The 12,743-nt window shown below is 69.7% G+C and carries 15 protein-coding genes and 1 tRNA gene; 7 read left to right on the plus strand and 9 right to left on the minus strand.

Going from position 1 to position 12,743, the window contains the following annotated elements; translation table 11 throughout:
- Window positions 1-14: 14 nt before the first annotated feature.
- The 7 genes from RUR49_RS05640 to RUR49_RS05670 form a co-directional block, all read right to left on the minus strand.
- Window positions 15-416, minus strand: a complete 402-nt coding sequence (locus RUR49_RS05640; protein ID WP_409145395.1) for a PIN domain-containing protein — start codon at window positions 414-416, stop codon at window positions 15-17.
- On the minus strand, window positions 406-636 hold the full coding sequence (locus RUR49_RS05645) for an AbrB/MazE/SpoVT family DNA-binding domain-containing protein (RefSeq protein WP_409145396.1): 231 nt from the start codon (window positions 634-636) through the stop codon (window positions 406-408). Before RUR49_RS05645 ends, RUR49_RS05640 begins: the two co-directional genes overlap by 11 nt.
- Before the next feature lie 148 nt (window positions 637-784).
- Window positions 785-1,081, minus strand: coding sequence for a HigA family addiction module antitoxin (locus RUR49_RS05650; protein WP_409145397.1), 297 nt, complete (start codon window positions 1,079-1,081; stop codon window positions 785-787).
- Between the two features lie 114 nt (window positions 1,082-1,195).
- Window positions 1,196-2,590, minus strand: coding sequence for an NAD(P)(+) transhydrogenase (Re/Si-specific) subunit beta (locus RUR49_RS05655; protein ID WP_409145398.1), 1,395 nt, complete (start codon window positions 2,588-2,590; stop codon window positions 1,196-1,198).
- A gap of 4 nt (window positions 2,591-2,594) precedes the next feature.
- Window positions 2,595-3,068 (minus strand): NAD(P) transhydrogenase subunit alpha, encoded by a 474-nt coding sequence (locus tag RUR49_RS05660; protein ID WP_409145399.1) that lies wholly within the window; start codon window positions 3,066-3,068, stop codon window positions 2,595-2,597.
- Between the two features lie 10 nt (window positions 3,069-3,078).
- Window positions 3,079-4,209, minus strand: a complete 1,131-nt coding sequence (locus RUR49_RS05665) for a Re/Si-specific NAD(P)(+) transhydrogenase subunit alpha (RefSeq protein WP_409145400.1) — start codon at window positions 4,207-4,209, stop codon at window positions 3,079-3,081.
- A 125-nt stretch (window positions 4,210-4,334) separates the two neighbouring features.
- Window positions 4,335-4,454: an aa3-type cytochrome c oxidase subunit IV gene (locus RUR49_RS05670; RefSeq protein WP_409145401.1), complete on the minus strand. Its 120-nt coding sequence runs from the start codon at window positions 4,452-4,454 to the stop codon at window positions 4,335-4,337.
- A gap of 482 nt (window positions 4,455-4,936) precedes the next feature.
- On the opposite strand from RUR49_RS05670, the gene RUR49_RS05675 reads away from it, so the two are divergent.
- Together RUR49_RS05675 and RUR49_RS05680 are read left to right on the plus strand one after the other, a co-directional pair.
- Window positions 4,937-5,011: transfer RNA gene (locus RUR49_RS05675), tRNA-Gln, on the plus strand.
- Between the two features lie 56 nt (window positions 5,012-5,067).
- Window positions 5,068-5,670 (plus strand): hypothetical protein, encoded by a 603-nt coding sequence (locus RUR49_RS05680; protein ID WP_409145402.1) that lies wholly within the window; start codon window positions 5,068-5,070, stop codon window positions 5,668-5,670.
- A 47-nt stretch (window positions 5,671-5,717) separates the two neighbouring features.
- Here the strand turns inward: RUR49_RS05680 and RUR49_RS05685 are convergent, their stop codons facing one another.
- Entirely contained in the window at window positions 5,718-6,362 is a 645-nt protein-coding gene (locus RUR49_RS05685) for an FkbM family methyltransferase (protein ID WP_409145403.1), read from the minus strand.
- 265 nt (window positions 6,363-6,627) lie between these two features.
- On the opposite strand from RUR49_RS05685, the gene nthA reads away from it, so the two are divergent.
- From nthA to RUR49_RS05710, 5 genes are all read left to right on the plus strand, one after another.
- A complete protein-coding gene (gene nthA, locus RUR49_RS05690; RefSeq protein ID WP_409146336.1) occupies window positions 6,628-7,317 on the plus strand; it encodes a nitrile hydratase subunit alpha in 690 nt (229 codons plus the stop codon).
- Window positions 7,314-7,973: a nitrile hydratase subunit beta gene (gene nthB / locus RUR49_RS05695; protein ID WP_409145404.1), complete on the plus strand. Its 660-nt coding sequence runs from the start codon at window positions 7,314-7,316 to the stop codon at window positions 7,971-7,973. The genes nthA and nthB overlap by 4 nt, the downstream gene beginning before the upstream one ends.
- Window positions 7,912-9,546 carry a nitrile hydratase accessory protein gene (locus RUR49_RS05700; protein WP_409146337.1) on the plus strand — a complete coding sequence of 545 codons (1,635 nt, stop codon included), beginning with the start codon at window positions 7,912-7,914 and terminating at the stop codon, window positions 9,544-9,546. The genes nthB and RUR49_RS05700 overlap by 62 nt, the downstream gene beginning before the upstream one ends.
- Window positions 9,547-9,752: 206 nt before the next feature.
- Window positions 9,753-11,078, plus strand: coding sequence for a hypothetical protein (locus RUR49_RS05705; protein WP_409145405.1), 1,326 nt, complete (start codon window positions 9,753-9,755; stop codon window positions 11,076-11,078).
- A gap of 91 nt (window positions 11,079-11,169) precedes the next feature.
- Window positions 11,170-11,952, plus strand: coding sequence for a nucleoside deaminase (locus RUR49_RS05710; protein ID WP_409145406.1), 783 nt, complete (start codon window positions 11,170-11,172; stop codon window positions 11,950-11,952).
- Between the two features lie 78 nt (window positions 11,953-12,030).
- Here the strand turns inward: RUR49_RS05710 and RUR49_RS05715 are convergent, their stop codons facing one another.
- The gene (locus RUR49_RS05715; RefSeq protein WP_409145407.1) at window positions 12,031-12,573 is read right to left on the minus strand and encodes a cysteine hydrolase family protein; all 543 of its coding nucleotides are present in this window, start codon (window positions 12,571-12,573) and stop codon (window positions 12,031-12,033) included.
- Window positions 12,574-12,743: the final 170 nt, after the last annotated feature.

The raw sequence follows: 12,743 nt of genomic DNA on the forward strand, positions 1-12,743 counted from the left end.
GGGGGTGAAGCGCCTCAGGGCGTGAACGGGTTGACGATGACGAGGCCATCGACGCGCTGGCCGTGGTTGAGGTCTTCGGTGAACAGCGTCCGGCAACCCGCGCGCAGGGCCGCCGCGACGATGAGGCCGTCGTAGACGGAGATCTGGTGCCGATAGGCGATGGCGACGCCGTTCTCGTGCAGCGGCAGATCGACCGGCACCACCTCGCAGACCGCCTGGAACGTGTCGACGAACGCGCTGACGTCCGCCAGATCCAGCCCGAGCTTGCGCCGGCAGACGGAGGCGAACTCGTTGAGCACCTGGACGCTGATGGTGCCCCCCTCGGCCAGGAGCGCCTCGGCCCTTCCGGCCTTCGCCGGGTCGCCGGACAGGAGATAGAGCAGGACGTTGGTGTCGAAGAAGACCTCAGCGCTCATGCGCTTCGAGCCGGTCGAACCGGAAGCCGGGCGGCAGCCGGCCGCGGTATTTCCGCAGCCTGGCGAGGAGGTCGGTGCGCGATGGCGCCCGGCTCACCTCGAGGGCGCGCTCGCCGGCCACCTGGATCTCGATGCTGTCGCCGGGCTTGAGGTCGAGGGCCTCGACGACGGCACTCGGCAGCCGGACGGCGAGGCTGTTCCCCCACTTCGCGACCTGCATGGCGTGACCTCGATGCTATACGATGAGGCGATGTATATCACCCGCGGGCACGCGGGCGTCAAACGCCGCAGACGCCCCTGCCTCGAGACGACGCCGGTCCTTCCAGCGGATCAGATAGCCCCCAATCCTGCAGGCGTAAGGGCGGGGGCTACGCCGCCTCGCCGGTCGCGCGGGTCGGGAGAGCTGCAAGCTCCGGCCCCAGCCCTTCCTCGGCGAGGCGCAGATCGTAGGTGCTCTGCAGGTTGAGCCAGAACTGCGGCTCGTTGCCGAACCAGTGGCCGAGCCGCAGCGCGGTGTCGCCGGTGATCGCGCGCTTGCCGTTGACGATCTGGCTGATCCGGTTGGCCGGCACGCGGATCTGTCGCGCGAACTCGGTCGGCGTGATGCCGATCTCGGCGAGTTCGTCGGCGAGGATCTCGCCGGGATGGATGGCGGGTCTCGGCATGGCTGAACGCAATCATAGCGGCCAGTCCCGCACGACCCCAAAAGAAAACGGGCCCGGAGGACCGGGCCCGCTCGTCGGCGGAAGGCGAAGGGGCGGGCGGACCCGCCCTCGCGCTCACATCCCCTTGACGATCTCCTCGGTGACCTTCTTGGCGTCGCCGAACAGCATCATCGTGTTGTCTCGGAAGAACAGCTCGTTCTCGACGCCGGCGTAGCCCGAGCCCATGCCGCGCTTGATGAACAGGACCGTCTTCGCCTTCTCGACGTCGAGGATCGGCATGCCGTAGATCGGCGAGGACTTGTCGGTCTTGGCGGCCGGGTTGGTGACGTCGTTGGCGCCGATGACGTAGGCGACGTCGGCCTGGGCGAACTCGGAGTTGATGTCCTCGAGCTCGAAGACCTCGTCATAGGGCACGTTCGCCTCGGCGAGCAGCACGTTCATGTGGCCGGGCATGCGGCCCGCCACCGGGTGGATGGCGTACTTCACCTCGACGCCCTCCTTCTTCAGCTGGTCGGCCATCTCGCGCAGCGCGTGCTGGGCCTGGGCGACCGCCATGCCGTAGCCCGGCACGATGATCACCTTCGAGGCGTTCTTCATGATGAAGGCGGCGTCCTCGGCCGAGCCCTTCTTCACCGGCCGCGCCTCGACCGCGCCGCCGGCGGGGCCCGCCGTCTCGCCGCCGAAGCCGCCGAGGATGACCGAGATGAACGAGCGGTTCATCCCCTTGCACATGATGTAGGAGAGGATCGCACCGGACGAGCCGACGAGCGCACCGGTGATGATCAGCGCCGAATTGCCCAGCGTGAAGCCGATGCCGGCCGCAGCCCACCCCGAGTAGGAGTTGAGCATCGACACGACGACCGGCATGTCGGCGCCGCCGATCGGCACGATGATCAGGCCGCCGAGCACCAGCGAGACGATGACGATGAGCCAGAAGATCGTGTGGCTCTCGGTCATCACCAGGGCGACGACGAGCACGACGAGCAGGATCGCGAGGCCGGCGTTCACCACGTGGCGCCCGGGCAGCATGATCGGGCGGCCCGACATGTTGCCGTTGAGCTTCAGGAAGGCGATCACCGAGCCGGTGAAGGTGATGGCGCCGATCGCGACGCCGATCGACATCTCGATCAGCGCCTGGGCGTGCACCGCGCCGCGCGCCCCGATGCCGAAGGCCTCCGGCGCATAGAGCGCGCCGGCGGCGACGAACACCGCGGCGAGGCCGACCAGCGAGTGGAAGGCGGCGACGAGCTGTGGCATCGCCGTCATGGCGATGCGCCGAGCGATCACCGCGCCGACCGCGCCGCCGACGACCAGGCCGAGCACGATCAGCGCCAGCGCGCCGGGCGACGGCCGGGCGACGGCGAGCGTCGTCAGGATGGCGATGGCCATGCCGGCCATGCCCATGTAGTTGCCCCGCCGCGACGTCGCGGGGCTGGAGAGCCCACGCAGCGCCAGGACGAACAGGACGGCGGAGACGAGATAGAGGACGGCGGCGAGATTGGCGTTCATCGCCTCAGCCCTTCTTCTTGTACATGGCGAGCATGCGGCTCGTGACGAGGAAGCCGCCGAAGATGTTCACGGCGGCCATGACGAGCGCGATGAAGCCGAAGCCGCGGGCCCAGACGGCGCCCTCGCCGGCGGCGAGATCGACGCCGACGGCGAGCAGCGCGCCGACGACGATCACCGAGGAGATCGCGTTGGTCACCGCCATCAGCGGCGTGTGCAGCGCCGGCGTCACCGACCAGACGACGAAGTAGCCGACGAAGATCGCCAGCACGAAGATCGACAGGCGGAAGACGAAGGGGTCGATGGCGCCCCCGGTCGCCGCGTGGGCGGCGGCGGCGAGCATGTCGCCGCCGCCGTGCAGGGCGGCGTCGACGTAGTTCTGCGCCGCGTCGGCGGCGTGCTTGGCGGTCTCGGCGGCGGCGCGGGCCGCATCGGCGGCTTCCTGCGCGCGCGTCAGCGCCTCGGCGGGAGTATCGGTCATCGTGGCCCCCTCAGCTCTGGAAGGACGGGTGGACGATGGCGCCGTCGCGCGTCAGCACGGTCGCCCTGACGAGTTCGTCCTCGTAGTTCACGGCGAGCGCCTTCTTCTCCTTGTCGATCAGCGTCTCGACGAAGGCGTAGAGGTTCTTGGCGTAGAGCTGCGAGGCGGAGGCGGCGATGCGGCCGGCGACGTTGAGGTGGCCGACCACCTTGACGTGGCCGATGTCGACCACCTCGCCGGGCACCGCGCCCTCGACGTTGCCACCGCGCTCGACCGCGAGATCAACCAGCACCGAGCCGGGCTTCATCGTCGCGATCATCGCCGCGGTGACGAGGCGCGGCGCCGGGCGGCCGGGGATCAGCGCCGTGGTGATGACGATGTCCTGCTTCTTGATGTGCTCGGCGACGAGGGCCGCCTGCTTCGCCTGGTATTCCGGCGACATCGGCTTGGCGTAGCCGGCGGCGGTCTCCGCCTGCTTGAACTCCTCGTCCTCGACGGCGACGAACTTGCCGCCGAGGCTTTCGACCTGCTCCTTCGAGGCCGGGCGCACGTCGGTCGCCGAGACCACCGCGCCGAGACGGCGGGCGGTGGCGATCGCCTGCAGGCCGGCGACGCCGGCGCCCATGACGAAGACGCGGGCGGCCGGCACGGTGCCGGCGGCGGTCATCATCATCGGCATGGCGCGATCGTAGACATAGGCCGCGTCGAGGACGGCCTGGTAGCCGGCGAGGTTCGCCTGGGAGGACAGCACGTCCATCACCTGGGCGCGGGTGATGCGCGGCATCAGTTCCATCGCCACCGCGACGAGGCCGGCGTCCGCCAGCTGCTGCAGCGCGTCACGGTTGCCGTAGGGGTCCATGATGCCGACGACGAGGGCGCCGCGCTTGATGTGGGCGGCGAGCTCCGGCGTCGGCCGGCGCACCGTCAGCACCACGTCGGCATCCGCCAGCGCGCTGCCGGCGTCAGGCGCGATGGTCGCCCCGGCGGCGACATAATCCTCGTCGAGGATGCGCGAAGCGACGCCCGCTCCGGCCTCGACCGCGATTGTCGCGCCGAGACCGACGAGGCGCTTCACCGTATCCGGGGTCGCGGCGACGCGTGCTTCCCCGCCTGCCGTCTCGCGCGGCACTGCAACCTTCATGCCCTGCTCCCTGGGTGCTGCCGCGGTGCCCCGTCACGAGGCCCCGGCGCGGCAAAGTTTGGCCCCCTCCGGCGGGCACCGGAGAGCGGGCGGACGTCCGGGTCGAACCCCGGCCGCGTGCGATGTCAGGTGAGGAAGAAGCCCATGAGCGCGAGCAGGATCACCAGCGCCACGGTGGTCCACTTCGCGAGCGTCAGGAACCCGCTGTAGGTCCGCTCGTGCTCGGCGTAGTCCATCTTGGACATGTTATCGTGCGTCATCAGCTCGTGCGTGTCGGCCATGGTGCCTCCCGGCGGCAATCGGCAATGTCCCATCTACGCGGTACGCGGCGAGCGGATCGACCGGCAGTGCCCCCGCCGGCCCGGCATCCGCGCGCCTGCACGGCCCGCGCGTTCTCTTTAGTGACCGCCTGCCCGTGTCGCAAGCGTACTACCGTCATACTCGGAAGCCGTAAAGCCGTTTCCGTGAGGGCCGTCGGCCGGGGCGCCCGGAGAGCGGGGACCGCCGCGCGCCCACCGAGGGCGGACGGCTCTTCCGGGTCGCCGCGCCTAGGGCCGGTTGCGACGGTCAGCGGCATGAGGAGACCATTGAGGGGCCTGCCCACGACGGTGCGCCCACGGGTCGCGACGAAGGGTCGTGGCGACCTCCGAGCGGAGGCGATTGAGAGCGGCGGGCGATGCCGCTAGAACAGCGCCGCCGAGGCCCGCTCTGCGGGCCGTCGCGGTGATGGGGCGTAGCCAAGTGGTAAGGCAGCGGATTTTGATTCCGCCATTCCCAGGTTCGAATCCTGGCGCCCCAGCCAAGCCGGCTTCCGGCATCAGGGCACCTGAGTGAACGGACATGTCCCGAAACCATCCGGTGTCGTTCAAGTTGCGGTGGAGGCGGGCCATCTCGGCGCTCACCGGGCGGCTGCTGCTCTGGTCCGTAGCCTTGTCGGGCGCGTTCCTCGGCGCCATTGGCCCTGTCCCTCCACGCGCGGAGGAGGCCGCTGCCTGCAGAGAGGTCCGCGCGGCGGACGGCGAGACGGTCTTTCGGTCGGCTGTCCTGCCGGCCATGTTCGTCGATCTCTCATTCAAGTGTTCAAAGGCGTCCTGCCGAGCGTCGGTCACCCATGCAGATCAAACGCTTAGGATTTTCGAGATCGAAAGCGGAAAACTGATCGAGGTCTGCACACGGGAATATGTGCCCAGCGGCAGACCGACCTTTGCTGACTGCGGCGACAGCATGAGAGCCTTCGAGTTCCAGATGAAAACTCGTCTCGGCGCCGGGTTCGACCGATATTTCGAGGCCGACTTTGTCTGGCTCGCGGGTGGAGTGCGACAGGCTACCCACTGCATCAAGTTGATCGATAGCCGCTTCGAATTCGACGGGTCAGAAAACGCGCTTCAACCCCAAAAATCATGGATCGTCGAGCCGTTCAGAATAACAATTTACGAGTTCGACAACGCAAAGAAATTCTAACCGAAGCAACATCTATACAGACGGCTGTCGTTGATGAAGTCGAACCCTCACTCCGCAATATAGATCGCATCGACCAGCGCGATCGAGGCGCGGGGGTTGCCGGCCTCGTCGGTGCGGACCGGCGAGACGAAACCCAGCACGCCGTAGCCGAAGGGCTCGAGGAACGCCGTCATCTTCTCGAAGGGGCAGGCGCGGGTTTCGCCGGGGGCGAGCGCCGTCACCACCTGGATGGCGCGGATGCGCTGCGATGCCAGGTAATCGATCATGCCGACGAGCACGTCGAGGTCCCAGCCGTTGGTGCTCGACTTCCAGAGATCGATCATCTCGACGCCGCGGGCGCGGAAATAGGCGTCGCCGCGCAGCATCGGCACCACCTCGGTGTTGCCACGCACCTCGCCCTCGGCGACGATTCGGTTGCCGTTGGCGGTGCCGCGGGCCGTCATCAGCACGTTGCCGTCGATGCTGCCGAGGCACGCCTGTTCGGCGACGACGCCGCCCCCGAGCTCCGTCACGGCATCCTGAAGCTGCTGAAAACTCTTGGTGACCGGCTCGAAGGCGAACACCGTCGCCTCCGCGCCGGCCGCCTCGACGAGCTCGCGCGTCGAGCGGCCGACATTGGCCCCGACGTCGACGAGAATACGGGGCGCGAAGGCCGGAACGACCTTCGCGATCTCTCGGATCGCTTTCGACACACGCGTCTCCGTCGGCTGAGCAGGCCGCGGTGGGAGGAAACCGCGAAAGCTGTTGAGACTTGTTCCAACTTTCAACTTTAAGGATAAAATCTCGCGCGCCGGCCGTCCAGACCCCGCGGCGCCGCGGTCCTCGAAAAATGTGGGTCGCGGCAGCGCGTCCAGACGGCGATCGCGAGGAGCGCGGTCTCCCGCGCGACGGCCTTCGCGCCAGCCGCTCCACCCCCACCGGATGACGGCCTCGCCACGATCCGCTAGCGTGACCGCCATGAGCGGCGAACACCCCCATCACGGCCACCCGCACCACGGGCACCCAGGCCACGCCCACGCCCACGACCATCCGCACGGCGAAGGCTCCGAGCTCTCGCCGATCGAACTGCGCGTGCGGGCGCTCGAGAGCCTGCTGGTCGAGAAGGGCTACGTCGATCCGGCAGCGCTCGACGTGCTGATCGACACCTACGAGACGAAGGTCGGGCCCCGCAACGGCGCCCGCGTCGTCGCCCGCGCCTGGAGCGACCCGGCCTACCGCGACCGCCTGGCCACCGACGCCACCGCGGCGATCGCCGAGCTCGGCATCACCGGGCGCCAGGGCGAGCACATGGTGGCGGTGGAGAACACGCCCGCCGTCCACAACCTCGTCGTCTGCACGCTCTGCTCCTGCTACCCGTGGTCGGTGCTGGGGCTGCCGCCGGTCTGGTACAAGGCGCCGCCCTACCGCTCGCGCGCCGTCGCCGAGCCGCGCGCCGTGCTTGCCGAGTTCGGCGTTGAGCTTCCCGCGGGCACCGCCGTCCGCGTCTGGGATTCGACCGCCGAGATGCGGTACCTCGTCGTGCCGATGCGCCCCGCCGGCACCGAGGGCTGGAGCGAGGAGGCGCTCGCCGACCTCGTCACCCGCGACAGCATGATCGGCACCGGCCTCGCCAAGAGTCCGGCGGGCCAGTCGGCGGACCAGCCGTGAACGGCGCCCAGGACCTCGGCGGCCAGCATGGATTCGGCGCGATCGCGCCCGAGGTGGACGAGCCGCTGTTCCACGCGGCGTGGGAGAAGCGGGCGCTGGCGCTGACGCTCGCCATGGGTGCCACCGGCTCGTGGTCGATCGACACGTCCCGCCATGCCCGCGAGCGGATGCCGCCGGCCGACTATCTCTCGTCGAGCTACTACGAGATCTGGATCGCCGGGCTGGAGCGCCTGCTCGTCGAACAGGGCCTCGCCACGGCCGAGGAGATTGCGGCGGGCCGGGTGCTCGCGCCGGCCAAGCCCGTGAAGCGCGTGCTCGCCGCCGCCGACGTGCCGGCCGTTCTCGCCCGCGGCGGCCCGACCGAGCGGCCGGCGACCAAGCCGGCGCGCTTTTCCGTCGGCGACGCCGTCGTCACCCGCCTCGCCAACCCGCACGGCCACACGCGGTTGCCGCGCTATCTGCGCGGCCGCCCGGGCGTCATCGAGCGGGTGCAGGGCGTCCACGTCTATCCCGACACCAACGCTCACGGCGCCGGCGAGGCGCCGGCGTGGCTCTATGCGGTGCGCTTTGCCGCCGAAGACCTCTGGGGTGCCGATGCCGAGCCTGCCACCGCGATCGTCGCCGACCTCTTCGAGCCCTATCTCAGGCCCCGCTGAGGCGCCCTTCGACGAGCCCTGGCAGGCGCAGGCCTTCGCGATGGCGGTGACGCTCGCCGACCGCGGCGCCTTCACCTGGGGCGAGTGGGCCGCTACCCTCGGCGCCCGCCTCGCCGCGGCGCCGGACGAGGGCTACTGGCAGTCTTGGCTGTCGACGCTGGAAACGCTGTCGGCCGGCAAGGCGCTCGTCGGCGCTGACGAACTCGCCCGCCGCCGCGACGCCTGGGACCGCGCCGCCCGCGCCACGCCGCATGGCGAGCCGATCGTGCTCGGCGCCGAGCACCACCACGCCCACCATCATGGACACGCCCACATGACGACGCTGCACGAGGGCTATTTTTCCCGCGGCCTCGAGGCCGATCCGGTGCTCGCCGCGGCGATCGAGGGCGAACTCGCCCGCCAGCGCGACGGCATCGAGCTGATCGCATCGGAGAACATCGTCTCGAAGGCGGTGCTCGCCGCGCAGGGCTCGGTGCTCACCAACAAGACCGTCGAGGGCTTTGCCTATCACCGCTACTACGGCGGCGCCGAGTTCGCCGACGTCATCGAGGCGCTGGCGATCGAGCGCGCCTGCGCACTGTTCGGCAGCCGCTTCGCCAACGTCCAGCCGCACTCGGGCTCGAACGCCAATGCCGGCGTCTTCCTCGGGCTTCTGAAGCTCGGCGACACCATTCTCTCGATGAACACCGCCGCCGGCGGCCACATCAGCCACGGCCACCCGGCGACGCTCACCGGGCGCGACTACCGCATCGTCTCCTACGGCGTCGCCCGCGACAGCGAGCGCATCGACCTCGACGAGGTGCGCGACCTCGCCCGCGAGCACCGCCCGAAGCTGATCGTCGCCGGCGGCTCGGCCTATCCGCGGATCATCGACTTTGCCGGGCTGAAGGCGATCGCCGCCGAAGTCGGCGCCCTGTTCATGGTCGACATGGCCCACTTCGCCGGCCTCGTGGCGACGAAGCTGCACCCGGACCCCTTCCCCCACGCCGACGTCGTCACCACGACGACCTACAAGTCGCTGCGCGGCGCCCGCGGCGGCATGGTGCTGTGGAACGACGAGGCGCTGTCCGACCGCATCAACTACGGCATCTTCCCCGGCGTGCAGGGCTCGGTGATGATGCACGCGGTCGCCGGCAAGGCCGCCTGCCTCGGCGAGGCGCTCCGGCCCGAGTTCGTCGCCTACAACCGCGCCGTCCTCGAAAACGCCCAGGCGCTGGCGGCCTCTCTGCAGGATGCCGGCTTCCGCCTCGTCTCCGGCGGCACCGATACCGGCCTGATGCTGGCGGACACCGCCGTGCGCGGCGTCACCGGCGACGTGGCCGCGAAGGCGCTCGAGAAGGCCGGGCTGGCGGTCAACAAGAACCTCCTGCCTTTCGACCCGCGCCCGCCGGAGGCCCCCTCGGGCCTGCGGCTGTCGAGCAACGCCGGCACGGCCCGCGGCTTCGATGCAGACGACTTCACGGCGATCGGCGGCTTCATCGCCCGCGTGCTCGCCGACCCGACTGACGCGGCGACGATCGCCGCCGTTCGTGCCGAGGTGCAGGCGCTCTGCCGGGCGCATCCGATCTACTGACGCGGCTCGGGCGGCGCCTGCCGGCCACCAATCACTCCATTTCTGGTGCCTAAATCCGCGGGTCGCTCGCGAAACGGAACCGCTTCCGATCGCTTTCCCTGCCGCCGCCCGACACTCTGCCGTCTTGTGAACGGCCGAGAAGGGCCGGGCGCCGGCGGCTCGTCGGCGGATGGGCGTGGGGCATCGCTCCAAAGCGGGGGACTATCGTGATCGGACGCATTTCAGCGGTGGCGGGCACACGCCTGCACCGGGGCCTCGTGCTCGGCCTGTTCCTGTCCTTCGGCCTCGCGCCGGCGACGAGCGTCGCGGCGGCCGAGAAGGTCGTCTACACGGCGGTCGTCGACGCCGGCTCGAGCGGCACGCGGCTGCGCCTCTACAAGGTGAAGCCCGGCCCCTATCCGGCCGTGAAGGAGATAGCCTCCTTCGAGAACGACGATGCCGAGGACGGCATCGACGACTTCATCAACGGCGTCGGCGGCCAGTGCCGCTGCCTCGGCCCGAACGAGGTCGGCGAGACGGTGTTCAAGCCGCTGCTCGCCTCCGCCAAGGCCGAGCTCGCCAAGCACGGCGTGAAGCCCGCCGATGTGGCGGTCGACGTGCTCGCCACCGCCGGCATGCGCCGCGTCCAGAAGCCGATCGGCACCCACACGGCCAAGGAAGTCACCGCCTTCTACGACGGCATCCGCACCTACATCGCCGGCCGCGGCTTCGTCGCCGGGGCGGCGCGCACCACCGACGGCAGCGCCGAGGAGGGCGTCTGGACCTGGGTCGACCTCAACGACAACTATCGCCAGTCGTTCACGACGAAGACGACGCCGGTCGGCATCGTCGAGGTCGGTGGCTCGTCGATGCAGGTGAGCTATCCGACGACGAAGCCGGTGGACGCGGCGAAGAACGTCTATGCCATCACCCTCAACGGCAAGACCTTCAACGTCTTCAGCCGCACCTTCCTCGGCCTCGGCCAGGACGACACCCGCCGCGAGATGCGGGTCGCCAACCCGCCGGCGAACGGCGGCGCCTCGTGCTTCCCGACGGGCCTGACGCCTGAAGAAGACGTCGGCGACTTCGTCGACGGTGAGCTCGTCAAGATCACGACGACCGCGAAGTTCAATATGGCCGCCTGCGCCAACACCTACGCCGGCATCCTCGACGGGATCTTCGCCCGCGACGGCAACCCTCGGGTGGCGCGTTCGACCGGGGTATTCTACGGCGTCTCGGCCGTGCGCTTCACGCTCGAGGGGATCGGCGTGCCGCCGGATGCGCCGACGCAGAAGGCGCTCAACACGGCGATCCGGGAGAAGTGCGCCCCCCCGGGCGCGGTGGAAAACTTCGACCTCGCCAACCGCTACGACGTGCAGCTCTGTGCCAGCGCCACCTACCAGAAGGCGCTGCTCTACGGACCGTCCGGCCTGTTCCACGCCGACCCGCGCCGGCTCGTCAAGGCGGCGGCCGGCGAGATCGTCGAGAACGGCAAGAAGCGCACGATGGTCAGCTGGACGCGCGGCTACCTGCTGCTGAAGTTCAGCCGCTGAAGTCTGCTCGCGCTCCCTGCCGGGGCCGCGCCGCACGCGCCCGTCGACGCCAGTCGGCGACGCGTGCGGCCGCACAGAGGAGGTAAGAGTCTTGACCAACATCGATCGCCGGACCTTCAGCGGGCTGATGGGCATGATGCTCCTCACGCCCGCCGCTATGGGGTTCCACTGCCAGCCTGTGGAGGCGGCGACCCGGCGCGACCCGAAGGCGACCGAGCGCGACACGATCTTCAGCCTCGCCGTGCTCGACATGGTCTATCGCGACTGGCAGTCGCGCCCCGGTGGCCGCGGCCACAACATCGGATCGATCCTGGTCGACAAGGACCACCGTCCGGTCTTCTGGGCCCGCAACTCGGTCACGGTCACCGACAACGCCACCCAGCATGGCGAGGTGAGGCTCATCCAGGCCTTTCTCGACTGTCCCGGCGTCGACAAGTACATGTCCGGCTACACGATCTACACGACGCTCGAACCGTGCGCGATGTGCACCGGCATGATCGCGATGACGAAGGTCGACCGCGCGGTCTTCGTTCAGGCGGACCCGGAGTTCGGACACGCCCTGGAAGGGCTGAAGCACGTCCACTTCCCGAGGCTCTTCAAGCAGTCGACGGTCAAGACGCTCGGTGAGAAGCGGCGGCTCGAGAAGGGCTGGGTGGCCTATCGCACCGCCCATCCCGGCTCGGCGATCACCGACTATCTTTTGACCGACGAGGCCCGGCAGATCTACGCGTCGGCGTCGGGCAAGATCGATGGCCTCAGCCTCCGACATCCGGAGAACGAGGAAATCCGCACGCGAACGCTGGCGTTCCTGCGGAAGGTGGGACCCGAGACCTTCGGCGAGGCGATGGCGGACCGCTGCCCGGTCCGCACCTGAGACCGGACGGCGGCCGGCGGGGCGCCTGGGCGACGGGCGGGCCCCGGGCTCGGCCCGCCGCCGTATCGTCCATCCGCCTCAGCGGGCGAGGGCGGCCTCGGTGTCCACCACCGCGCCGTAAGCATCGGAGAGCGCCGCCATGATGGCGGCGTGCACCTGGCCCGCCGGCACGCTCGCGCCGCCGAACTCGAGCGCCATCGTCGCGCAGGCATCGTGCACCGTCGTCGTGCCGTAGCCGAGGTCATTGGCGGCCCGCACGGTGGCGTCGATGCACATGTGGCTCATGGCGCCGACCACCACGACGTCCTCGACGCCGTGGCCGTCGAGCAGGGCCTCGAGTTCCGTGGCGCGGAAGGAGCTCGGGAAGTTCTTGGTGATCACCGGCTCGCCCGCCGCCGGCGCGACGACGGCATTGATCTCCGCCCCGTGCGAGCCCGGCGTGAACACCGCTTCGCCCGGCATTTCGTGACGGATGTGGACGACGAGATCGCCCTGCGCCCGCGCCGCCGCGACGACGCGCGCCGCATTGTTGGCGGCGGCCTCGATGCCCACCAGCAGCAGCTTGCCGCCGGGGAAGTACTCGTTCTGCAGGTCGACGACGAGGAGGGCGCGGCGGGTCATGGCGAGGCCTTTCGAGGATTGCTCCGACGACGGCCTTATGGCCCGCCGTCGTGCGCCGGGCCAGAGCCCCCGTCCGGCGGCGTGATCACGGCGCCGGGATCGGCCAAGCGAGGGCATGCGGCCGGGCTCTGGGCGCGGAATTGCGGCCCCGCCGCCGCCTGGTACCGCCG

Source organism: Pseudoxanthobacter sp. M-2 (assembly GCF_046156265.1).
GTDB lineage: Bacteria > Pseudomonadota > Alphaproteobacteria > Rhizobiales > Segnochrobactraceae > CAMDHY01.